Source organism: Mycobacteriales bacterium, from assembly GCA_036497565.1.
Lineage (GTDB): Bacteria > Actinomycetota > Actinomycetes > Mycobacteriales > QHCD01 > DASXJE01.
Genome location: DASXJE010000107.1, coordinates 1 through 22,637, shown reverse-complemented (window position 1 = coordinate 22,637; position 22,637 = coordinate 1). Strand labels below are relative to the sequence as shown.

The following is a 22,637-nucleotide window of genomic DNA, read 5'->3' as shown; positions in this document are numbered from 1 at the left end:
GGGCATGTTACGGAAGCACCTTCCGATAGAAGACCGCCGAATCCTCGTAGCCGAGGGCGCGATAGAACTCACCGGCACGACGACTCGCCAGCGCGACGTATGCGGCACCGACGGTCTGGCTCCATCGCTCGGCCCGCGTCATGAGCGCTCGCCCGACGCCGGTCCGGCGCATCTGCGCGTCGACCATGACCTCCTCCACCCACGCCACCGGACCATTCGCGAGAAAGGTCCCGTGACTGTGCGCCAACAGGTACCCGACGACGCCGAGTTGCGGCGTCTCGGCGACCAGGACGAGCGCGTGCTCGGCGTCGACCAATGCCTCGAACGCCGCGTCGAACGCCGCTCGGTCCAGCCGGAAGGACGTAGCGAGGTCGCGGGCGAGTGGCCACACCGATTCCTGATCGGTGGGCTTCGCGAGCCGGACGAACGTCGCCTCTTCGGTCACCGCGGCATCGTCCCAGGCGCACCTGGCGCATCATCGCCCGTCCCCGACTTCGGCGGGATCCCCCGGGAGGCGGCGGCACGAGGGAGAATGGGCATTGGGCGACGGACACGATCCGGAGGCGACTTCACCGGCTTTCGTCGCGAGGGAGTGCTCATGCCGGTTACCGGAATCATCGTCCTGGCTGTCGTCGCGGTGCTGCTGCTGGCCGCGGGACTGTATCTGCGCGGCAACCGCGGCCGCTCGGCCGCGAACGTCGACGCCGCCGAGAAGAGCGCGCGGGAGAGTGCCCGGCAGTCTCGTCAGGCGGGGCTGGGCCTGGACCTCGAGTCGAAGACGTGGCGCACGCCCGGCGACGAAATGCGCGACTGACCGATCCGCTAGGTGCTCAGGGGCGGGACCGGCGGACGGCGTCCGCGACGGCGTCGTCCCCGTGGCCGTGCAGGCCGTCGATCACTCCGTCGATGTCCGCCGACGGCCTGTTCTGGCTCAGCTTCGCCTTGGCCTCGATCCGGCTGATGACCACTTCGAGCCCGACGATCGCCCGCAGCTGCCCGGCGACGTACCGCTGTGGTGCGTCGTCGACCGACCACGGTGCTGCACTGCCTTCTTCGAACTTGTCGGTCAACCGGCGTACCAGCGCCTCGAGCCATTCCGGGTCGTCGTGCACCACGAGTCGGCCGTAGACGTGGGCGGTCACGTAGTTCCAGGTCGGTACAACGCGACCATGTTCCTGCTTGCTGGGGTACCACGACGGCGACACGTAGGCATCGGGACCGCGCACGATGACCAGCGCCTCGCCGTTCGCGGGCTGCTGCCATTGACTGTTGTTGCGGGCGACGTGGCCAAGCAGGGCACCATGCTCGCCGACGTCCGGTGCGAAGATGAACGGCAGCAGAGTGGCGATCAGGCCGTCCGGTGTGCCAGTCACGAGATCGGCAGCCCCGTGATGCACGAGGAGGTCACGCACGGCCTCGTCGTCCGCGGCGAAATGCGCCGGGACATACATCAGAGCACCGAGCCTTTCCTCATGCCCGCAGCATAGTGCGGCGCCGAATCCGACGGGTCAGCCGCCGTACCGGCGCTTGCGGGCGCCGAAACTGCGCAGCGCGCGGAGGAAGTCGATCTCGCGGAACGCCGGCCAATAGGCCTCACAGAAGTACAGCTCGGAGTAGGCGCTCTGCCAGAGCAGGAAGTTGGACAGCCGCTGGTCGCCGCTGGTGCGGATGACCAGATCCGGGTCCGGGCGGCCGGCGGTGTAGAGATGGCGGGCGATGTCGTCCACGGTCACGCGCTCCGCCAGATCGGCCATCGACTGTCCCGCCGCGGCCCGCTCGTAGAGCAGCTCCCGCATGGCGTTGACGACCTCTTGGCGGCCGCCGTACCCGACGGCGAGGGTGATGTGCGCCCCGGTCGCACAGTCCCGGGTGGCCTCCACCGCATCCTTGAGCGCCCGGGCCGTCGAGTCCGGTAGCAGGTCGAGCATCCCGGCGATGTGCACCTGCCACCGTGCGCTAGGCCGGGCCAGCTGGTCGGCGACCACCTGCTCGATGACCTGCATGAGAAAGGCCACCTCGGTATCGCCGCGACGCTGCAGGTTTTCCGTCGAGCAGAGGAACACCGTGACGTGCCGAATTCCCATGGCCTCGCACCAGGACATCACGTCCTCGACGTGCTCGGCGCCGTGTCTGTGCCCGACGCTCGGATTCGCCATGCCCATCTGCCTGGCCCACCGGCGATTGCCGTCCATGATCAGGCCGACGTGCGTGGGTCGCGGCCCGGCCATCACCTGATGGCGCAGCCCGCGGGTATAGAGCGCGTAGAGAAGGCGTCCGCCCGGCAGGTGACTCCCCATACGCCGATGCTACGTGGGCCGGAGGCCGCTAGGTGGGGGTCAGTCGATCAGCTCGTAGGCCGGGAGGGTGAGGAAGTCGACGAAGTCGTCGGAGAGCGTCACCCGCTGCAGTAGGCCGAGTGCCTCGTCGAAGTGACCGGCAGTGAAACGCTCCTCGCCGATCTCGGCGCGGATCGTGGCGATCTCCTCGTCGGCGAGCCGACGTACCAGGTCCACGGTGACGGTCTGGCCGTCGTCGAGCTTGGCACCGTTGCGGATCCACTGCCAGAGCTGGGTACGGGAGATCTCGGCGGTCGCCGCGTCCTCCATCAGGTTGAAGATCGCCGCTGCACCGTTGCCCGACAGCCATGAGGCGAGGTACCGCAGCGCGACGGAGATGTTGCCGCGCAGCCCCGCCAGCGTGATCGAGCCGCCGGCCGACGCGACGTCCAAGATCTGGTCGGCGGTGACGTGGACATCGGCACGCGACCGGGTGATCTGGTTGGCCGAGTCGCCGAGTACGCCGTCGAAGACCTCGGCGCACAGGGGCACCAGATCCGGATGCGCGACCCATGAGCCGTCGAAACCGTCGCCCGCCTCCCGTTCCTTGTCGGCGCGGACCTTGCCCAGCGCCTGCTCGTTGATCGCGGGGTCTCGGCGGCTCGGGATGAACGCCGCCATCCCGCCGATGGCGGACGCTCCGCGCCGGTGGCAGGTCGCGACCAGCAGGTCGGTGTAGGCGCGCATGAACGGTGCGGTCATGGTGACGGTGTTGCGGTCCGGCAGCTGGAACCGGTCGCCCTGGTCGCGGAAGTTCTTGATGATGCTGAAGAGGTAGTCCCAGCGGCCCGCGTTGAGACCACTGACATGGTCGCGGAGTTCGTAGAGGATCTCGTCCATCTCGAATGCGGCGGTGATCGTCTCGATCAGCACCGTCGCTCTGATGGAGCCCGCGGGCAGCCCGAGCTCGGTTTCCGAGTAGCTGAAGACGTCGTTCCAGAGGCGTGCCTCGAGGTGGCTCTCGAGCTTGGGGAGGTAGAAGTACGGCCCGCTCCCCCGGGCCAGCAGCTCTGCGGCGTTGTGGAAGAGGTAGAGCCCGAAATCGACGAGAGCGCCGACAGAGTTCTGCCCGTCGACCTGCAGGTGCCGCTCGTCGAGGTGCCAGCCGCGCGGCCGCATGATGATGACCGGTCGTGGGCCGGCCGCGAGCTCGTAGTGGCGACCGTCGGGCGCGTCGAAGGTGATCGCTCCGCGGACCGCGTCGGCGAGGTTGACCTGCCCGCCGACCACGTTGTCCCAGTGCGGCGTATTGGCGTCCTCCAGGTCGGCCAGCCACACCCGGGCGCCGGAGTTGAGCGCGTTGATCGTCATCTTGCGCTCGGTCGGTCCGGTCATCTCGACCCGGCGGTCGGCCAGGTCGGCCGGAATGTCGGCAACCCGCCACGTCCCCTCGCGCACGGCGGCGGTCTCGGCGAGGAAGTCGAGCCGCCCCGTCTCCGCGATCTCGGCGCGCCGCTTGGTACGGCGTACCAGCAGATCGTCCCGCACCCCGCGGAAGCGACGGTTGAGTCGGGCCACGAACGCGACCGCCTCGGGGCTGAGGACCTCGTCGGCCCGGTCCACCGTGGGCGACGACACCTTTACTTCTGCCATATCTGCCTCTCCCTTCGTTCCGGAGACCGCCCTTATCGGCGGGTGGGCCATGACTTCCACTATGCGGACTCATAGATCCGAGCCGTGGACACGGTACGGGGTTAGTTGCCCTCGAACAAGATGATGAACGACGTCGTTCGAGCGGCACTATCGCTGCGTGAGCGGGCGTTGACCGGATCGGATCGCGAGGCTAATGTCGGCGCTCGCCCAAACCTTGTTCCGTATCGTGAAAGCGCGAGGTCACCTGTGAGTGAGTCGACGCGAGCTGCCGGTCCAGCCGTCGTCATCGTGTCCCGGCGCGGCGAGGACGCCGTCGCCCACCAGCCCCCGGTGGACTGGGCGGTCGAACGTCTCACCGCCGCACTGGAGTCCGCGGGGTTCGCCGTGCGCGGCACGGCGCCCGACGGGACGGACGCTCCCCTGCAGATCGTCGTCGCCGGGAGCAGCGGTGCCTCGGGCGAGCCGACGACGGGCGAGTCGTTCACCGTGGCTCGGCCGACCGGCCGGAGCGGACCGGTGGTCGTGACCGGGGCGGACGCGCGTGGCCTCGGGTACGGCGTACTCGAGCTTGCCGAGCGGGTGGCACACGCCGCGGATCCGGTCGCTGAGCTGGCCGGCACCGAGCCGATGTCGGAGACCCCGGCGACGCCGGTACGCAGCATCCTGCGGGTCTTCGTCTCGATCGAGGAAGACACCCCGTGGTTCCACGACCGGGAGTTCTGGTCCGACTACCTCACCGAGCTCGCCACCGACCGGGTCAACCGGTTCCAGCTCGGCTTCGGGATGCAGTACAACTACGGGCACCACCCGGCGAACGACAACTACCTGTGCTTCGCCTATCCGTTCCTGCTCGACGTACCGGGTTACGACGTCAGCGCCAAGAACGTCTCGACGCAGGAGCGGGAGCGCAATCTCGAGACGCTGCGCTTCATCAGCGACGAGACGAAGCGGCGCGGGATCGATTTCCAGCTCGGGCTGTGGAACCACGCCTACGACCAGGGACCCGGCTCGGAGCCGACCCACCCGATCGTCGGCCTCACCGCCGAGTCACATGCGCCGTACTGTGCCGCCGCGCTCGCCCAACTTCTTGAGGAGTGCCCGGCGATCGAGGGACTGACCGTCCGGGTGCACTACGAGGGCGGCGTACCCGAGCCCGGGCACGAATTCTGGCGCACGGTCATGGCCGGCGCCGCGTCGGTGGGACGGCGCGTCGAGATCGACATGCACGCCAAGGGCGTCGACGAGGGTCTGCTCGACGTCGCTCGCGAAACCGGTCAGCCGGTCGTCGTGTCGGCGAAGCACTGGGCCGAGCACCAGGGTCTGCCCTACCAGCAGACGACGATCCGCGACAAGGAACGCGCCACCGCCGATCCCGGAACCGGCCTGATGTCGATCACCGCGCATCAGCGGCGCTTCACCCGCTACGGATACGGCGACTTCCTCCGGGAGGACCGCGACTTCGACCTCCTCTTCCGCATCTGGCCCGGCACCCAACGACTATTGCTGTGGGGCGACCCGGTGCTCGCGGCGGGATACGGCCGGCTCGGCACCATCGGCGGTGCGTTGGGTATCGAGCTGTGCGAGCCGCTGTTCTTCAAAGGCCGCAAGGGCACGGGGTCAGTGGGCGGCCGCGACCCGTACGACGACCCCGAACTCCGGCTCGGCGGGCAGGACTGGCACAAATACCGCTACACCTACCGGCTGTGGGGCCGGCTGCTCTACAACCCCGACGCCGACCCCGAGGTCTGGCGACGGCTGCTGCGCACCGAGTACGGCGCGGCGGCGCTGCCGGTCGAGGCCGCGCTCGCCTCGGCGAGCCGGGTGCTCCCGCTGATCACGGTGGTGCACGCACTCGGCGCGTCGAACAACGGCTACTGGCCGGAGATGTACACCGACATGCCGATCGTGGAGGGCCCGCACACCGAGTACTTCCGGAAGGACACCGCCGCGCCGCCGACCTTCAACGGCGTCAGCGCGTTCGACCCGAGCATGTTCGCCCGCATCGACGACTACGCCGACGACATGGTGGCCGGACGCCGCGACGGTCGTTACGGCCCGGACGAGGTGGCCGACTGGTTCGACACGCTGGCCTTCGACGCAGAACGGGATCTGGCCGCCGCCCGCGAGGCCACCACCGACCCCAAGGACCCGGTGTTCCGGAGAATGGACGTCGACGTCACGGCCCAGGCCGGGCTCGGCCACTTCTTCGCCGGGAAGTACCGCGCGGGTCTCGCGTATGCGCTCTACGTGCGTACCCAGGAGACGCATCATCTGCGTGAGGCGCTGAATGCCTACCGCGACGCCCGGGCGGCGTGGGTCGGGATCATCGCGGCGACCGAGCACGTCTATCGCGACGACCTCACCTTCGGTCACCTGCTCACCGAGCACGGCCACTGGAAGGACCGCCTGCCGGCCATCGACACCGATCTCGCGGCGATGGAGCGCCTCCTGCAGGGGGCACCGGCGACGCCGGCGACCACCAAGATCCATCCCGCACCGCGCGGCGAACGGCCGGCCCTGCACCACACGCCGCCGGAGCCCTTCGAGCGCGGGGCGGCGGTGACCGTCACCGCCGCGGGCGCGCGGATCGACGGCGAGGTCGTCCTGCACTACCGGCACCTCAATCAGGGCGAGGACTACGAGCAGGCCGTCATGACCCGCTCCGGCGACCGGTTCGTGGCCACCATCCCCGCCGACTACAGCGGGTCGCCGTATCCTTTGGCGTACTACTTCGTCGTCCGTGCCGCGAGTGGTGACGCCTGGATTGTTCCTGGCCTGGATCGCACCCTGGCCAACCAGCCCTACCACGTGGTCCGGCAGGTGAATACCCGACCCGCGATCCGCTGAGCAGGTGAGCATGGCAACTGACACGCTGCAGGCCGATCTGGTCGGCGTGCTCGGGGCGCAGGCGGTTCTCACCAACCCGACCGAATTGCGCACATACGAGTGCGATGGGCTCACCGGGTACCGCGTGGTGCCGCGGGTGGTCGTGCTGCCGAGCAACTCCGACGAGGTGGCGGCGGCCGTCGCGGTCTGCGCCCGGCACGAGGTGCCGTTCGTGGCCCGGGGCGCCGGCAGCGGGCTGTCCGGCGGTGCGCTGCCGGTCGCCGACGGCGTCGTCATCTCGCTGCAGCGGTTGCGCCGGATCCTCGACGTCGACCCGGTCAACCGGCGGGCGACCGTGGAGCCCGGCGTCACCAACCTCGCCGTCAGCCACGCCGCAGCGCCGTTCGGTCTCTACTACGCACCGGACCCGTCGAGCCAGCAGGTGTGCACCATCGGTGGCAACATCGCCGAAAACTCCGGCGGCGCCCATTGCCTCAAGTACGGCTTCACGACCCACCACGTCCAGGCGCTCGAGGTGGTCCTCGCCGACGGCACCCGCACCTGGCTCGGCGGTGCCGGCCCGGAGCAGGCGGGATATGACCTGCGCGGGGTGTTCGTCGGCTCCGAGGGCACCCTGGGTATCACCACGAAGGCGGTGATCCGGCTGCTGCGCCGGCCGGCGAGCGTGCAGACCATGCTCGCCGACTTCCCCTCGGTGGTCGCGGCGGGCGAGGTGGTGACCGACATCATCGGTTCGGGCATCGTCCCGGCCGCGATGGAGATGATGGACCAGTTGGCCATCGAAGCCGCGGAGACCGCCGTGCACGCCGGCTACACCGTCGACACCCCGGCCGCGCTCGTCATCGAGCTCGACGGTCCGGAGGCCGAATGCCTGGACCTCCGGAGCTCGGTCGAAGCGATCTGCCATCGGCACGGGACCACCAAGATCCGGATCGCCGCCGACGACGAGGAACGCGCCGCGATATGGCGCGGGCGCAAGGCCGCCTTCGCGGCCGTCGGCCGGATCAGCCCCAACTACTTCGTGCAGGACGGCGTGGTGCCCCGCACCCGCCTCGCCGAAGCTCTGCAGCGAATCGGCGAGATGGCCGACGAGGCGGGCATCCGGGTGGCCAACGTGTTCCACGCCGGAGACGGCAACCTCCACCCGCTGGTTCTCTACGACGAGGCCGCAGGCGAGCACGATCGGGCCGAGACCCTCTCCAAGGCCGTCGCCGAACTCTGCGTCGACCTCGGCGGTTCGCTGTCGGGTGAGCACGGCATCGGCACCGACAAGGCGTGTTCGATGCCGACGATGTTCACCGACGTCGATCTCGCCGCCATGGCGACATTGCGGTCCGCCTTCGATCCGGCCGGGATCGCCAACCCCGGCAAGATGCTGCCGACGCCGCGGCTGTGCGGCGAGAAGCCGGGGCCGTACCGCCCCCACCCGCTCGAGGTCGCCGGTGTCATCGACCGTCTGTAGCCCGCACGACCTGGATGAAGCCGCCGACGCGATGCGCGGCGGCGGCCGCATCCTGATCCGTGGTTCGGGCACCGCAACGGACTGGGGCGGCGAGCCGTCCACCGTCGACACGGTGGTGAGTACGGCGGAGCTCTCGGGCACGCTCGCCTACAACCCGGCCGACATGACCGTCGCCGTGCGGGCCGGCACTCCGCTCGCCAGTCTGCAGTCGGAATTGGCGGAGCGCGGACAGTGGATCGCCAACGACGCCGCGCGGGTACCCACCGGCGGCACGGTCGGCGGACTGCTCGCGACCGCCGACGCGGGACCCCGCCAGCACCGCTACGGCCCGCTGCGCGATCTCGTCCTCGGCGTGACGGTCGTCCTGGCCGACGGCCGGATCGCCCACTCCGGCGGACATGTCATCAAGAACGTCGCCGGATACGACCTGGCCAAGCTCTTCGCCGGGTCCTACGGGACGCTCGGGCTGGTGGCCGAGGTGGTCCTGCGGACCCATCCGATCAGCGCCGGGAGCCGCACTCTCGTGGTGGAGGGCGACGCGCGAACCGGCTATCGCAGCGCCGTCGCGCTGTCCGAGCGGCCGGTCGAACCGACGGCCGTCTGCTGGGCGGACGGCCGGTTGCTGATCCGCTTCGAGGGCACCGACGTCGGCATCGAGGAGCAGCTTCGGCACGCTGAGCTGACCGGGGGCGACGTGGTGAGCGGTCCGGACGAGGACGCGCTTTGGGCGGCGGAGGCGGACGTCGTCAATGGCGCGCCCGGCCACACCGTTGTCCGCGTCGGTGCGTTGCCGAGCCGGTTCCCCGACCTGATCGAACTCGTCGACAAGCTCGTCGCCGAGCACGGTGTCACCGCCGGCTGGTCGGCCTCCTTCGGCGTCGGTGTGCACACGATCGCGCTGAGTGGCGGTGACGCGGCGGCCCACGCGCGGGTCATCGCCGGTCTGATGGGGGGATTCGACGACGCGGCGATCACCCGGCGGCGACGGGCGGCCGGCGTCGAGCGACTCGTCGACGCCTGGGGTCCGGAGCCCCCTGCCATAGCCTTGTTGCGCTCGGTGAAGAACGCGTTCGACCCGGACGGACGTCTCGGACCCGGCCGCTTCGCCCCCTGGTTGAAAGGCACCGAGTGAGTTTCTTCGATTCCGAGCATCCGCCCTCGCGTGAGCTGCTCGACGACTGCGTCCACTGCGGCTTCTGTCTGCCCACCTGCCCGACGTACCTGCTGTGGGGCGAGGAGATGGACTCGCCGCGCGGCCGGATCCACCTGATGAACATGGTGTCCGACGAGGAGGCACCGCTCGACACGACTGTCGCCGGGCACATCGACGCCTGCCTCGGCTGCATGGCATGCGTGACTGCGTGCCCGTCCGGTGTCCAATACGACCGGCTGCTCGAGGCGACCCGGGCGCAGGTCGAACGCAACGTGCCGCGCAGCCTCCCCGACCGTCTCTTCCGCAAGCTGATCTTCACGCTGTTCCCTTATCCGGCGCGGCTGCGGGTCGCGCTGCTCGGTGCGGTGCTCTATCAGCGTCTCGGGCTCGCCGACCGGCTGCGGGCGAGCAAGCTCTTCCGGCGGCTGCCCGCCCGCCTCCAGTCGCTGGAGGGCCTGCTGCCGCCGGTGCGGCTCCGCGACCTGACGCGCAGGACGCCGACCGGCGCCTCCCCGAAGGGATCCCCGCGCCGCCGGGTCGGGATGCTGATCGGATGCGTGCAGCGGGTGTTCTTCGGCGAGGTGAACGATGCGACGCTGCGGGTCCTCGCCGCCGAGGGATGCGCGGTGTCGGCCCCGGCCCAGGGATGCTGCGGCGCGCTGTCCTTCCACTCCGGCCGGGAAGCCGAGGCCGCCGGTTTCGCCCGTCGGCTCATCGATTCCTTCGACGGACTCGATCTCGACACGATCGTGGTCAACGTCGCCGGCTGCGGGTCGACGATGAAGGAGTACGGCTCGCTGCTGGCCGACGACCCGGATTACGCCGAGCGGGCAGCGGCGTTCGCGGCCAAGGTGCGGGACGTCACCGAGCTACTCGCCGAGCTCGAGCCCGTCGCTCCGCGGCACCCGATCCCCGGGCGGCTGGCTTATCACGACGCGTGTCACCTCAACCACGCACAGGGGGTCAATGCCCAGCCCCGATCGGTGCTCCGGCAGATTCCGGGGCTGGAGGTCATGGACATTCCGGAAGCGGCGATCTGTTGCGGATCGGCCGGAATCTACAACCTCGTCGAGCCTGAGCCGGCGCAGGAGCTGGGTCGACGTAAGGTCGCCAACATCGCCACCATGCAGCCCGATGCCATCGCGACCGCCAACGCGGGTTGCCTGCTGCAGATCCGCCGCTACCAGGAGCCAGGGGCTGTCCAGGCGCCGCTGTTTCACCCGGTAGAGATCGTCGATGCGTCAATCCGTGGCGTACAACCGTTTCGAGCGGTGCAGACTGGCAGTGAGCGCGGCCGCGACCGATCAGAGGAGCTGTTCCTTGGCGACCAGGAAGCCTAAGGCGGTCCCCGACGATGTGGCGGGGATCGACCACGTCGAGCGGGTCGACAGGGGTGCGGTGCAGTCCGTCAACCGCGCCCTCGACCTCCTCGAGGCGATCGCCGACGCCAGCAGCCCGCGGGGTCTGTCTCAACTTGCCGCCACCGCGGCGCTTCCGCTGCCGACGGCCCACCGGCTGATGCAGACCCTGGTGCATCGCGGTTACGCACGCCAGGAGCAGTCGCGGCACTACACGCTCGGCGCGAAGCTGATCCACCTCGGCGACGTCGCCAGCCGGCTGCTCGGCGCCTGGGCCACGCCCTACCTCGCCGAACTCCGGGACTTCACCGGTGAATCGGCGAACTTCGCCATCCTCGACGACAACGAGGTCGTCTACGTCGCACAGGCGGGGAGCCGGCACCAGATGCGCATGTTCACCGAGCCGGGGCGCCGGGTGCTGCCGCACTGCACCGCCGTCGGAAAGGCTTTGCTGGCAGAGCTACCCACCCCGGAGGTGCAGCGGATCGTCAGCCAGAACGGCCTGCCGCCCCGGACGGCGCGGACCATCACCGACGCGGACGAATTCCTGATCCACCTCAAGACGATCCACCGCCAGGGCTACGCCATCGACGAGGGAGAGCAGGAGGTCGGAGTCCGCTGTCTCGCCGTCGTCGTACCCAACGCCACGGTGCCCTCGGCGATCTCGGTCTCCGGCCCGGCCGCCCGGATGACCGCCGAGCACGTCGAGCGGTCGATCCCGGTCCTGCACGAGATCGCCGGCCGACTCTCGACCAGTCTGGCGGAGGGCGACACGGCCTAGCCCGGTTCGGCCTCGGCCTCGGCTTCGGCTTCGGCGTGGCTGGTGAAGAGCCCGAGGTCGGTGCCGTCGATGCCGGCGGGGCGGGCGACCACGAAGGTCTGGCCCCCGAATATCCGCCACAGCAAGGGGATCCGCAGATAGAGCCGGGCCAGCTTCGGTGAGCTGGGTAGCCGGCTCTTCGTCGTGTAGGGCAGGAATCTGACGATGGTCCGTATCACCGCGAAACCGCTGGCCTCCAGGGCCTCGGTGAGGCTTTGGTCGTCGAGCGGGGTGATGTGGTCGAAGAAGCTCCAGTAGCGGTAGCCGCAGAACCGGATGTTCGGCTGCAGGACGAGCAGGGTGCCCCCGGGACGGAGCGCGCGGCGGACCTCACTCAGCGTGGCGAGGATGTCGGGCCGGGTGATGTGCTCGAAGAAGTTGCTGACGAACACCACGTCCGCGCTCTGGTCCTCGACGCCGGCCAGGTCGACCGACGAGCCGACGATCGCGCGCACCTGCGGGTCGGCCCACTCGGGAAGCTCGGGGTTGAGGTCGACGGCAACCCGGTGACTCGCCACGATGTTGTTGATGAACTCGCAGTGGCCGGCGGCCACCTCGACGACCGTGTCGTCGGGTCGGACGTAGTGCTGGAAGAAGTGGCGGCACAGCACCTTCCACAGGGCATCGCGAGCCACGTCAACGCCGGCGAAGCGGGCCCGGTAGAGCCGACCGAGATCAAGATCTGGAGCCTGCGCCTCTTCCACGCGGCGTCCCTTCAACGTCTGACCCCCCAGTCTGGACGGCAGCGAGTATCCCCCCGATTAGGCCATCGGTCCACCAAGGGGTCATGACCGAGGTTGAGGAACCTCGGACTTCCGACCTCGCCTCCCCGTTTGTCCTAAATGACGTCGGGAGCGAAAACCCCGGCCCGCGCGGCCACGAGTGCGGCCGCCGCGTTGCGGTCGGCGTCCTGCACGGTGAGCGGCGCTCCGGTGACGAGCAGGCGGTAGTAGAGGGGGGCGCTCACGGCTTCGAAGGTCGCGGCCGCGTCGGTGTCTTCGGGCAGTTCGCCTCGTCCGATCGCGCGCTCGACGATCGTGCTGATGGCGCCCAGGCGGATCCGCCAGAATCGGGCTAGCACGCCGGCGATCTCGGGTGATGTCAACGCGGCGGCACATAGCGCCTTGGTGGTGGCGGCACCCTCCGGACTGGACAGCGTGGCTTGGACGGCGCGGCTGAGCGCGCGCAGATCCGATTCGACCGAGCCCGTGTCCGGCACCTCGATCCGGGCATCCGCGGCGTTGCTGAGGGCGTCGACGACGAGGTCTGGCTTGGCGCGCCATCGGCGGTAGACCGTGGTCTTGTGCACCCCCGCCCGGGCGGCGATCGTCTCGATGCTGATGTCCGCGTACGGCCGGGCGGAGAGTTCCGCGAGCGTCGCCGCGAAGACGGCCTGGGCTGTACGGGCGGTGCGCCCACCGGGCCGGGCCGTCCCCGAGCTGGTCATCCGCCCACCCTATTGCAACTTTGAGTTGTATTTGCTGAGGGCGCGTGTCAAACTCGATCTGCAACAGAGAGTTGCATTAGTTGCCACGTAGCGAGCGGGAGCTGCCGAGATGACCGGTGCTGTCCAGCCGTTGACCCAGCCGCCAGCCACCGGTGGCCGGCCCTCGGGGGCGGGTCGGCACGGGGGCCGACGCCGGCTCGCCGTCCTGCCGGCCGCCGCCGGCATCGGATATCTCGCGGTGTGGATCATCGGCCTGCTCGCCTGGCCGTCGAACCTCGCCCTCGACGCCACGAATGCCCAGGTCGCCACGGCCTACCGGGTCCACTCCGCACAGGCCGCGATACAGATCGTGCTGGTCGAAGGGCTCGCCGGGCTCCTGCTCGGCGTCGTTCTGTGGCGCCTGCTCACCTCGGCGACCGGTACCCGCTGGCGGGCGGCTGCCACGGCGACGGCATTGGCCGTGCTGCTCTCGGTCGCGCAGAGCGTGCTCGGCCTCGTTCTGGTCGCGGCGGCCAGCCACCTCGACATCACCCGGAGCGGCGTGCTGTACGACGTCTTCAACCGGATGGACGGCGTCAAGATGCTGGCCATCGCCGGAGTCGCCGCCTACGTGGCCACCTCACACAGCGGCGGGCTCCCGGTGCTCGCACGCTGGCTGCGCGCGGTTGCCGCGCTGACGGCGCTCGCCCTCGTCCTGTCCGGCGGCACCTATCTCCTGCTGGCCGGCTCCGCCGCGTGGACCGTCTACCTGTCCGGCCCGCTGCTCCTCCTGTGGATCACGGCGACCGGCGTGTGGCTGCGTGCGTCAGGCGCGGAGAGGTCGCCGGTCAATCCTTCTGCGCAGCGACACCGGTCACCACGATCGTGACGACGTCCCGGACGAACCGGTCGTTGAGCGGCCGGTGACCGTGCAGCAGACGGTGGGTGGCTGCGCCGAAGAGCAGATCGAGTACGACGTCGCGGTCCACTTGGGCGGAGATCTCACCGCGCGCGACTGCTCGGTCCAGCAGGATCCGATGCCGTGCGCGCAGCGGCTCGATCACGCGTTCCCGCCAGGCGGCGGCCAGCGCCGGGTCGTTCTGCGCCTCGGCGATGAGTCCGGCGAGCATTCCCCCGGCCGGCGTACGGGTCACCGCCCGGACCCACGCCCGCAGCGCGCTGAGCAGGTCGCCCTCGAACGTCCCCGTGTCCGGTAGCGGCTGCTGCTGTTGGAACTCGAGCAGAAAGGCGTCCAGGGCGAGCGCTCCACGCGACGGCCATCGCCGGTAGACCGTCGCCTTGCCCACGCCGGCGCGGGCGGCGACCTCCTCCATCGACATGCCGCGGAGACCCTGCTCGGCCAGAAGCTCGCCGGCCGCTGCCAGAATCGCCCGGTCCGCCGCCTCGCTCCGCGGGCGACCGCGCCGAGGGTGGACACCTTCTGGCGCGGCCGGATTCTTTCCGGCTGATCCTGGAATACGTCCGCTGGCCATCGCCTTGCACTCTACGTCGAAACGAGCCGTAGCGTATCGAATAGATGGGAACCGCATGACCGGGCCGGCGAGCATGGTGCGACCTCAGGTAAGCGAGCCCCGCGCACTTCGTGGGCTCGCGCTCGTCCTCATCCTCGCCGCATCGTTCATGGTCGTGCTCGACTTCAGCATCGTGAACGTCGCACTGCCGTCGATCCAGCGGGAGCTCGGTTTCCCCGCATCGGCGGTCCAGTGGATCGTCACGGCCTACGCGATCGCCTTCGGCGGTCTGCTGATCCTGGGCGGACGCGCCGCGGACCTGTTCGGACGGCGACGGATGTTCCTGGCCGGTCTCCTGCTCTTCACCGCTGCATCGTTGGCCGGCGGATTGGCGCAGGACCCGGTGTTGCTCGTCACATCGCGGCTCGTGCAGGGCGTCGGCGCGGCGCTGGTCGCTCCGTCGGCGTTGTCGCTGATCACGACCGGCTTCCCGGAGGGCCCGGAGCGCACCCGTGCACTGGGTATGTACGGCGCGACTGCGTCCATCGGTTTCGTCGCCGGTCAGGTGCTCGGTGGCGTACTGGTCGAGTTCACCAGTTGGCGCGCCGTCTTCCTGGTGAACGTGCCGGTCGGCCTGCTGACCGTGCTGCTCGCGCGGCGACTGCTGAGGGAGTCGCGTCAGCCGCACGTCGGGCGCCGGCTCGACGTCGGCGGCGCACTCCTCATCACGACCGCTGTCGCGGCACTGGTCTTCACCGTGTCGCAGGGCGACGTACTCGGCTGGTCGTCCCCGGCGGTGCTGGCGTCCACCGTGCTGGCGTTCGGTGCGGCGGCGGCGTTCTCCGCGGTGGAACGACGCCATCCGGACCCGCTGATCCGTACCGACCTGCTGCGGCTGCCCAGCCTGCGCACGGCCGGCACGATGAACGTGCTCCTCGGCGTATGGAACGCGGGCGAGATGATCGTCCTGTCGCTGTACTTCCAGCAGGTGCTGCACGAGTCACCGCTGGTGACCGGCTTGGCCATCGCTCCGCAAGGCATCATCGGCTTCACGGCGGGCGCGTTCGGTGCCCGGCTGGCCCGCCGCGTCGGCATCCGCACGGTGCTGATCCTGACGAGCAGCGCCGCCACGGCCGGATTCCTCGTCCTCACCCAACTGCCCACCGGCGGCGGCTACAACCCCTTGCTCGCGGCGGTGGTGCTGGTCGGCTTCGGCAGCGCAGGAACGGCGTTCGGAACGATGGTCACCGCGAGCCGTGGGGTCGCCGACGGCGACCAGGGTCTGGTCGGGGGTGTCATCAACACCAGCCGCCAGGTCGGAGCGGCGATCGGCGCGGCACTGCTGCCCGCCGTCGCGGAGGCGGTGAACCACGGGGGCCGGACCTCCGGCGCCGAGGGAGACCGGGCCGCGATGCTTGCCGCGGCGCTGGTCGCGACGGCGGCGATCGTGGTCGCCGCGCGCGGGCGACGGGCCGTCCCCCAACCACAGCAGACCTGAACCTGCACCGGTGACTTTGTGCGATGTTGCTCCCGGCCTGGTTTGCATCTGCGGCTAACCGGCCTACGGTGGGTGGCGCGGATGGCCCGGACGCAGCGATGCAGGGGGGTGCTCGGACCATCCGACGGCGAGTTCGTTGCTTTGTATGTTGCGGGGCAACAATCACGCGACTGGTGAGTTTGGGCGCTGGCCGTGCGCATCGTTGGGCAGACAGCGGATGCTGCAAGTACGGCACCCCGGTCGGACGGGGAGGGGTTTCCCTCGTGTCGACCGGGGCTTCGTCGTGTATGGCTCGCCAACATCGTGCTCGGGTGTGCGGTCAATTGTCCTCGAGGACTGCCGCGGCGATCCGGCGGACGCGTTCGGGGTCGGCGATCGCGTCGATCTCGGCGATACGACCCGCGGCAATGGTGAATCCGATAACCGTCATCGGCCGCCCGCGCAGGGTCACCACCACTCCGGGCACACCGTTCACCAGCGCGGGATGCAGCTCGATGGCTGGGCGTGCGAGGGTCGAGGCGAGGCCGGTCAGTGTCTGCCGGGCGACGGCCTCGGCACCGTCGACCACCATCGAGCCGGCCGGGAACTCGGCCCCGGCGTCGATGCGGAGCACGGCGTCCGCGTCGAGCACGGTGACGAGCGCGTCGAAGTCTCCCCCGCGCGCCGCCGAGAAGAAGGCGTCGACCAGCGCTCGTTGACGCACGAGGTCCGGGCCGGGCGCCGGCACCTCGGCACCCTTGACCCGGCGCCGGGCCCGGCTGGCCAGCTGCCGCGCCGCCGCGGGCGTACGACCGACCATGGGGGCGATCTCCTCGAACGGCAGGTCGAACATGTCGTGCAGCACGAACGCCAGCCGCTCCGCCGGCGCCAGGGTGTCGAGTACGACGAGGAGCGCGAGGCCCACGAAATCGGCCAGCAGCGCCTCCTGCTCCGGTTGACGGTCGCCCTCCGCACTGACGACCGGGTCGGGGACGTGCACCCCGAATGACTCCTCGCGTCGGACGTTGCGCGAGCGCAGCATGTTCAGGCAGACCCGGGCGACGACGGTCGTCAGCCACCCGCCGAGGTTCTCCACGTCGTCGGCCCCGGCCCGGTCGAGGCGTAACCACGCGTCCTGTACGGCGTCATCGGCCTCGCTGAGCGAGCCGAGCATCCGATAGGCCACCGCGCGGAGATGGGTCCGGTGCTCCTCGAAGCGCTCCGCCAGCCACTCGCTCTCGTCCATCGGTCACATCCTCCTGTCGCCAGGTGTCAATGGAGTGACCCGCCACGCCCGACCGATGTGACAAGCACTACCGAAAAGGAGCCCACGATGCGCGTTCTCGTTGCAGGGGCGAGCGGTGCCATCGGCACCCGGCTCGTCCCACAGCTCATCGACCAAGGTCACGAGGTGATCGGCACCGTCCGGTCGCCCGGAAACGCCGAGCGGCTACGGGCGCTCGGGGCGGAGTCAGTCGCTCTCGACCTGCTCGACCGGCTCGCCGTACGCGCAGCCGTCCTCGAAGCCAAGCCCGACGCGATCGTCCACCAGGCGACAGCCCTGGCGGACGCGCGCTTCTCCAGAAATCTCGACCGCACGTTCGCGCGGACCAACCGGCTCCGGACGGAAGGCACCGACGCCCTCCTTGCCGCTGCGCGGCACGCCGGGGTACGCCGGTTCGTCGCGCAGAGCTTCGCTCCCTACCGCTATGCGCGGGAAGGAGGGCCGGTCAAGACCGAGACGGATCCGCTCGATCCCACTCCGCCCTCGGCGATGCAGGAGACCAACGCCGCGATGCGCCACCTCGACCAAGCAGTCACGGAGGCAGGCGGAATCGCGCTGCGGTACGGCGCCTTCTACGGCGCGTCCAACGACGGGCTGGTCGGACCCGTGCGCAAGCGGCAGTTCCCGATCGTCGGCGACGGCGCCGGCCTCTCCTCCTTCATCCACCTCGACGATGCCGCCGCCGCAACCGTGCTCGCCCTCGACCACGACGGTGCCGGCATCTACAACATCGTCGACGACGAGCCCGCGTCGATGCGCGAGTGGCTGCCGGTGCTTGCACAGGCACTCGGCGCCAAACCGCCCCGCACCGTTCCGCGTTGGCTCGCGCGGCTGATCGCGGGCGAAGGCGGCGTGGCGATGGGAACCGAAGCCCGCGGTGCCTCGAATACGAAGGCGAAGCGGGAGCTCGGCTGGACCCTGCGCTACCCGAGTTGGCGACAGGGCTTCATGTCGGCCTACTCCCCGACCTCCTCGGTCCCGAATCGATCCTGAGGTCGGTCTGCGTCACCCGAGGATGCGGTCGACGTCGCGCAGATGGTGGTGGGCATCGTGCGCATTGCTCCGGGCCACGTCTTCCGCCCGCTGTGGGCCGCGGTTCGCGTGTTGCAGCACGACCTGGGTCGCCAGCGCCTCGTTCATGGCCTCGACCCACGCCCGCGCGGACCAGTCCAAGGACCAGAGCGCGGATGCCAGCGTGGTCGTCTCGTAACCACGCGCTGTCGCCAGCAGGTCGGGGTCGTAGCCGGGGACCTCGGTCGCCTCGCCCCGGCCGGCGCCGGCGAGGCGCTCGGACCAGATGCGCAGGTTGTCGGCCACATGCACGACGTACGCAGCGGGCGTCCACCGCATGCGCGACAGGGGTTCCCGTACAGCTCGGCGCCCCACCTCTCCACGGGGACCCACCCTATCGGCGCGGACGGACGTCTGATTCCGTCGTCGTCCTGTTCTGCAGTCCGGATTGGTCCTATGTTCGCGGGGAGACCTTCGGGAGGACTGCCGTGCATGAGCTGTCGTTGTGCGGGGCCATCGCGGATATCGCCCGGCGACGAGCGGGAGACCGCCGGGTGGACGTGATCCACGTCCGGATCGGTCGGTTGCGTCAGGTGATACCGGACACGCTCGTGTTCTGCTGGTCTCTGGTGACTTCAGGGAGCGAGTTGGACGGCTCGGTGCTGGAGGTCGAGCGGATCGCCGCGCGGCTGCGCTGCCGGACGTGCGGCGAGGAGCATGAGTTCGGCGAGGACCTGGTCTTTGCCTGCCCCGGATGTCATGGTCTTGACGTCGAGGTGGTGGCCGGCGAGGAGTTCGACGTCACGGCGCTCGAACTCGTGGAGGTGTGACTGGTGAGTCGCTTTCATCGGCACGACGACGACCACGATCATGGGCACGAGCATCCGCACGAGCACGGCGGGGACGGGACGCGGGCCCGTGACCTGGGCGATCACTCCGGCTACCGGACCGGCCGGGAACGGATCGAGGTGCTCGAGCGGATCTTCGACGAGAACGACCGGGTCGCGGCGCAGAACCGCAGCGACCTCGCCCGGGGGCGGACCCGGGCGATCAATCTGATGTCCTCACCGGGCGCGGGGAAGACGGCGCTGCTGAGGGAGACGCTGCGCCTGCTCGCCGATCGACTGCGGATCGGCATCGTCGAGGGTGACATCGAGACCCGGCTGGACGCCGACCGGTTGGAAGGTTTCGGCGCCACCATCGAGTTGATCAACACCGGCAACGGTTTCGGCGGGGAATGTCATCTCGACGCCCCGATGGTGCGCTCGGCGCTCATCCGCCTCCCGCTCGCCGACCTCGACCTGATCCTCATCGAGAACGTCGGCAACCTTGTCTGCCCGGCGGAGTTCGACGTCGGTGAGCACGCCCGGGCGATGATCTTCTCCGTCACCGAGGGCGAGGACAAGCCGCTGAAGTACCCGGTGATGTTCCGCGCCGCGGACCTCGTCGTGATCAACAAGGTCGACCTGCTGCCGCACCTCGACTTCGACCTCGACGCGTTCCGCCGGAATCTGACGGCCGTCAACCCAGGAGTACAGACGATCGAGGTCAGCGTGCGGTCGGGTCTCGGACTTCCCGCCTGGTGCGCGTGGATCGAGTCGCAGGTCAGCGACCCGCACCCCGCCCCGACCGCGGTCTGACTCCCCGGCGCCCTTCCGTATCTGTTTGTGCGCGGCATTTCTGATAGGCGACTAAATCGGCGTCAGACTTATTCGTTATGCCGACACAAATCCACTCGTTGACGTGTCTCGCGCACCTAGTTAGCCTGATGCAAGGTTTCCTCGCGATGTCATTTGGCGTCGATTCAATTCCCCATCAGTAGCGCGGCGGTCGCGCCTTCCCGACTATCTGAATCGACAGGATCAAGCCCGCGATGACAGCAGTCAGCATATGAGCCCGGAACTTCTCTGGTACATCCCCAACACGGTCGAGCCCGGACATCGCGGCGACAACACGGCGGACGGGTGGGGAAGTCTCGACTTCTCCACCGACCTCGCCCGCACCGCCGAAGATCACGGCTGGGATGGTGCTCTCCTCGGGACCGGCTGGGGGCGCCCGGACACATTCACCGTCGCGACCGCGCTGGCCGCCCGCACCACAACATTTCAGCCGTTGGTGGCGATTCGGCCGGGCTATTGGCGACCTGCACATTTCGCCAGTGCCGCAGCGACGCTTGATCAGCTCAGCAGGGGGCGACTGCTCGTCAACATCGTCAGCGGCCTGGACAATCCGGCGGCGTACGGCGATGGCGAAAGCGATCCTGCCCGCCGTTACGACCGCACGAAGGAATTTCTGCAGGTCGTACGCCGACTGTGGAGCGAAGAGAACGTCACGTTCGATGGCGAGTTTTTCAGCGTTAAGGGCTCGACGGTGAATCCGCGACCCTACGACGCCGAAAATGGCCAGCATCCGCGGCTCTACTTCGGGGGCGCCTCTGCCGCGGCCGAACGGGTCTCGGCTGAGGAGGCCGACGTTCAGCTCTTCTGGGGCGAGCCGCTCGACGGCGTGGCCGAGCGGATCGACCGGCTCAGGATGCTGAGTGAATCGGTGGGGCGCGTCCATTCCCCGTTGGAGTTCGGCCTGCGGATCACGACCCTGATCCGGGACACCACCGAGCAGGCCTGGCGGGACGCTGAGGCGAAGGTGGCGAAGATGGCCGGCCCCGGTGGCCCGTCGCTGAGCAGCAACTGGCGTCGAGCCGTGGGCCAGCAGCGGTTGTTAGACCTCGCCGAACGCGGTGACGTGCTGGACTCGTGCCTCTACACCGCGCCCGGTCGGGTCGGTGGCGGCGGCGCGGCCACCACCTGGCTGGTCGGCTCCGCTGACGACGTCGCAGAGGCGTTGCGGAACTACGGCAAGCTCGGAATAACGCACTTCGTGCTCTCCGACACCCCGTACAAGCAGGAGGTCATCCGCATCGGCGACCAACTGCTGGACCAAATCCGCGAACCGAACCTGGTCTAGCAGCTTTCGGGCTACGGGCTTCCGCCGAGCCGGTCGACGAGTTGACCGCGGGTGAGGCCGTAGTGGGCGAGCAGCTGACCGTCACGGACGGTGTCAACGGGGTCGGGGAGAGACCGATCAACCTCTTCGATCAGGTCGACCCAGCCGACCCGCCGGAGTAGCGCCAGCAAGTCCTTCTTAGCCATCTGCATCGGCCACCGCCTCCTGCCCCTGCGGGTGTGGTCGTCATCGACGAACCTCACCGGGCTGCAAACTGAGAATACGCGGCCCTCCGTCGCTCGGATAGCCCCTGCGTGGCCGCAAGACGGAGAGCGGGATCGGGATCGATCAAGGTGCGACCCATAGGTCAGAGCGCATGCTGGTCACCCTGAGTGGTCATGCGATGTGCGGGTGTCGTTTATCCCTTGTTGGCGCCATGCGCATCGCTGATGATTGCGGATATGGCCACGACCCGACGAGCCGACATGTTCACCGCGGACGGCAAGCCGTCTGACGACGACCCGCGCGAGCACGGACCACGGTTGGGCGACGAGCGCAGCACGTTGGTCGAAGCCCTGCGCCGCCAGCGCCTCACCTTGGAGATGAAGTGCTCGGGGCTGGATGCGCAGGCCATGGCGCGCCGCTCCATCGAGCCGTCGACGATGTCCCTGCTGGGTCTGGTGCGACACCTGGCCGAGGTGGAGCGCGGGACGTTCCGGGTGATGATGTCAGGACAGTACGTGCCCCGGCTGTTCTGCTCCGAGCTCGACCGGGACGCCGACTTCGATGGTGCTGTTCCCGACCCGCGGATCGTTGCGGAGGCGTGGGACGCGTGGCGTGCGGAGGTGGACTTCGCCACGCAGTTCGTTGCCGAGGCACCGAGTCTCGACATCACCGGTGACGATCCCTTGAATCGGCACGGCAGCGGTGGAGGAGCGATGTCGCTGCGCGAGGTGCTGGTGGGAATGATCGAGGAGTACGCCCGCCACATGGGTCACGTCGACCTGTTGCGCGAGCGGATCGACGGGCGCCTCGGCCAGTAATGGTCATGGTGAGCTAGCCCGCTGATGAAGAGCTCATCCGAGCATCTGCCGGACCCGCCGAAGTACTCCCCGGTCTTCTACCTGGCGGATCTGATGACCGGATACTTCGCGGCCGCCGGGATGATGGCGACGCTGCACCGACGCGCCCTCGAGCCTGACCCTCCCCATCGCCGACCGCCTCGTGCCCTACGGCGCGGACCCCGCGTCATGGCCGCCGGAGACTTCGGCGCGCGACGTGGGGTGAATGCCTCATGACTGACCGGACTGCGATGCCTAGCCTGCTAGTTATGGACACCCGATGGGAACGTGTCGAGTCTGGTCCAGCCGGCGCCGAGCGGACCGTGCTGCTTCTTCCCGGAGGCATGTGCAGTGCACGTTCGTATGCCGAACTGATGGCCGAGCCCGCGTTGG

At 69.2% G+C, this 22,637-nt stretch carries 24 protein-coding genes; 14 read left to right on the top strand and 10 right to left on the bottom strand.

Translation table 11 applies throughout. The features are described 5' to 3' along the window. Positions 1-7 precede the first annotated feature (7 nt). Complete coding sequence (locus VGH85_09590; GenBank protein HEY2174046.1) at positions 8-445, bottom strand: GNAT family N-acetyltransferase; 438 nt, start codon at positions 443-445, stop codon at positions 8-10. 153 nt (positions 446-598) lie between these two features. Here VGH85_09590 and VGH85_09585 point away from each other — a divergent pair, with 153 nt between their 5' ends. Then, positions 599-814 (top strand): hypothetical protein, encoded by a 216-nt coding sequence (locus VGH85_09585; GenBank protein HEY2174045.1) that lies wholly within the window; start codon positions 599-601, stop codon positions 812-814. 16 nt (positions 815-830) lie between these two features. On the opposite strand, the gene VGH85_09580 is transcribed toward VGH85_09585, so the two are convergent. The 3 genes from VGH85_09580 to aceB are packed head-to-tail and all read right to left on the bottom strand — an operon-like array spanning position 831 to position 3,929. After that, a complete protein-coding gene (locus VGH85_09580; GenBank protein HEY2174044.1) occupies positions 831-1,451 on the bottom strand; it encodes an FMN-binding negative transcriptional regulator in 621 nt (206 codons plus the stop codon). 57 nt (positions 1,452-1,508) lie between these two features. Further along, complete coding sequence (uppS, locus tag VGH85_09575) at positions 1,509-2,297, bottom strand: polyprenyl diphosphate synthase (GenBank protein ID HEY2174043.1); 789 nt, start codon at positions 2,295-2,297, stop codon at positions 1,509-1,511. A gap of 39 nt (positions 2,298-2,336) precedes the next feature. After that, a complete protein-coding gene (gene aceB / locus VGH85_09570) occupies positions 2,337-3,929 on the bottom strand; it encodes a malate synthase A (GenBank protein ID HEY2174042.1) in 1,593 nt (530 codons plus the stop codon). A gap of 246 nt (positions 3,930-4,175) precedes the next feature. Here aceB and VGH85_09565 point away from each other — a divergent pair, with 246 nt between their 5' ends. From VGH85_09565 to VGH85_09545, 5 genes are read left to right on the top strand one after another with little or no spacing between them, the layout of a single operon-like run. Then, positions 4,176-6,776, top strand: coding sequence for a hypothetical protein (locus VGH85_09565; protein ID HEY2174041.1), 2,601 nt, complete (start codon positions 4,176-4,178; stop codon positions 6,774-6,776). 10 nt (positions 6,777-6,786) lie between these two features. Further along, complete coding sequence (locus VGH85_09560; protein ID HEY2174040.1) at positions 6,787-8,238, top strand: FAD-linked oxidase C-terminal domain-containing protein; 1,452 nt, start codon at positions 6,787-6,789, stop codon at positions 8,236-8,238. After that, the gene (locus VGH85_09555; protein ID HEY2174039.1) at positions 8,219-9,370 is read left to right on the top strand and encodes an FAD-binding oxidoreductase; all 1,152 of its coding nucleotides are present in this window, start codon (positions 8,219-8,221) and stop codon (positions 9,368-9,370) included. The genes VGH85_09560 and VGH85_09555 overlap by 20 nt, the downstream gene beginning before the upstream one ends. Further along, positions 9,367-10,731, top strand: coding sequence for a heterodisulfide reductase-related iron-sulfur binding cluster (locus tag VGH85_09550; GenBank protein HEY2174038.1), 1,365 nt, complete (start codon positions 9,367-9,369; stop codon positions 10,729-10,731). The genes VGH85_09555 and VGH85_09550 overlap by 4 nt, the downstream gene beginning before the upstream one ends. After that, on the top strand, positions 10,712-11,530 hold the full coding sequence (locus VGH85_09545) for an IclR family transcriptional regulator (protein HEY2174037.1): 819 nt from the start codon (positions 10,712-10,714) through the stop codon (positions 11,528-11,530). The genes VGH85_09550 and VGH85_09545 overlap by 20 nt, the downstream gene beginning before the upstream one ends. Here VGH85_09545 and VGH85_09540 read toward each other — a convergent pair. Both VGH85_09540 and VGH85_09535 read right to left on the bottom strand, forming a co-directional pair. Then, positions 11,527-12,273: a class I SAM-dependent methyltransferase gene (locus VGH85_09540; protein HEY2174036.1), complete on the bottom strand. Its 747-nt coding sequence runs from the start codon at positions 12,271-12,273 to the stop codon at positions 11,527-11,529. The genes VGH85_09545 and VGH85_09540 overlap by 4 nt on opposite strands. 134 nt (positions 12,274-12,407) lie before the next feature. Next, on the bottom strand, positions 12,408-13,016 hold the full coding sequence (locus VGH85_09535) for a TetR/AcrR family transcriptional regulator C-terminal ligand-binding domain-containing protein (protein ID HEY2174035.1): 609 nt from the start codon (positions 13,014-13,016) through the stop codon (positions 12,408-12,410). A 109-nt stretch (positions 13,017-13,125) separates the two neighbouring features. Between VGH85_09535 and VGH85_09530 the strand changes: the two genes are divergently transcribed. After that, positions 13,126-13,884 (top strand): hypothetical protein, encoded by a 759-nt coding sequence (locus VGH85_09530; GenBank protein ID HEY2174034.1) that lies wholly within the window; start codon positions 13,126-13,128, stop codon positions 13,882-13,884. Here VGH85_09530 and VGH85_09525 read toward each other — a convergent pair. Beyond that, the gene (locus tag VGH85_09525) at positions 13,844-14,488 is read right to left on the bottom strand and encodes a TetR/AcrR family transcriptional regulator (protein ID HEY2174033.1); all 645 of its coding nucleotides are present in this window, start codon (positions 14,486-14,488) and stop codon (positions 13,844-13,846) included. The genes VGH85_09530 and VGH85_09525 overlap by 41 nt on opposite strands. A 55-nt stretch (positions 14,489-14,543) precedes the next feature. Between VGH85_09525 and VGH85_09520 the strand changes: the two genes are divergently transcribed. Next, positions 14,544-15,965, top strand: a complete 1,422-nt coding sequence (locus VGH85_09520; protein ID HEY2174032.1) for an MFS transporter — start codon at positions 14,544-14,546, stop codon at positions 15,963-15,965. A 319-nt stretch (positions 15,966-16,284) separates the two neighbouring features. Here VGH85_09520 and sigJ read toward each other — a convergent pair whose 3' ends face one another. After that, the gene (sigJ, locus tag VGH85_09515) at positions 16,285-17,190 is read right to left on the bottom strand and encodes an RNA polymerase sigma factor SigJ (protein ID HEY2174031.1); all 906 of its coding nucleotides are present in this window, start codon (positions 17,188-17,190) and stop codon (positions 16,285-16,287) included. 87 nt (positions 17,191-17,277) lie between these two features. Here sigJ and VGH85_09510 point away from each other — a divergent pair, with 87 nt between their 5' ends. Further along, positions 17,278-18,222 (top strand): NAD(P)-dependent oxidoreductase, encoded by a 945-nt coding sequence (locus VGH85_09510; protein ID HEY2174030.1) that lies wholly within the window; start codon positions 17,278-17,280, stop codon positions 18,220-18,222. Positions 18,223-18,234: 12 nt separating this feature from the next. On the opposite strand, the gene VGH85_09505 is transcribed toward VGH85_09510, so the two are convergent. Then, on the bottom strand, positions 18,235-18,579 hold the full coding sequence (locus VGH85_09505) for a hypothetical protein (GenBank protein ID HEY2174029.1): 345 nt from the start codon (positions 18,577-18,579) through the stop codon (positions 18,235-18,237). A gap of 149 nt (positions 18,580-18,728) precedes the next feature. Here VGH85_09505 and VGH85_09500 point away from each other — a divergent pair, with 149 nt between their 5' ends. From VGH85_09500 to VGH85_09490, 3 genes are all read left to right on the top strand, one after another. Beyond that, on the top strand, positions 18,729-19,070 hold the full coding sequence (locus tag VGH85_09500; protein ID HEY2174028.1) for a hydrogenase maturation nickel metallochaperone HypA: 342 nt from the start codon (positions 18,729-18,731) through the stop codon (positions 19,068-19,070). A 3-nt stretch (positions 19,071-19,073) separates the two neighbouring features. Then, complete coding sequence (gene hypB, locus VGH85_09495; protein HEY2174027.1) at positions 19,074-19,880, top strand: hydrogenase nickel incorporation protein HypB; 807 nt, start codon at positions 19,074-19,076, stop codon at positions 19,878-19,880. A 250-nt stretch (positions 19,881-20,130) separates the two neighbouring features. Continuing rightward, positions 20,131-21,204, top strand: a complete 1,074-nt coding sequence (locus VGH85_09490) for an LLM class flavin-dependent oxidoreductase (protein HEY2174026.1) — start codon at positions 20,131-20,133, stop codon at positions 21,202-21,204. Positions 21,205-21,215: 11 nt separating this feature from the next. On the opposite strand, the gene VGH85_09485 is transcribed toward VGH85_09490, so the two are convergent. Then, complete coding sequence (locus VGH85_09485; protein HEY2174025.1) at positions 21,216-21,395, bottom strand: hypothetical protein; 180 nt, start codon at positions 21,393-21,395, stop codon at positions 21,216-21,218. Positions 21,396-21,644: 249 nt separating this feature from the next. Here VGH85_09485 and VGH85_09480 point away from each other — a divergent pair, with 249 nt between their 5' ends. Both VGH85_09480 and VGH85_09475 read left to right on the top strand, forming a co-directional pair. After that, entirely contained in the window at positions 21,645-22,226 is a 582-nt protein-coding gene (locus VGH85_09480; protein ID HEY2174024.1) for a DinB family protein, read from the top strand. A gap of 24 nt (positions 22,227-22,250) precedes the next feature. Further along, positions 22,251-22,481: a hypothetical protein gene (locus VGH85_09475; protein HEY2174023.1), complete on the top strand. Its 231-nt coding sequence runs from the start codon at positions 22,251-22,253 to the stop codon at positions 22,479-22,481. Positions 22,482-22,637: the final 156 nt, after the last annotated feature.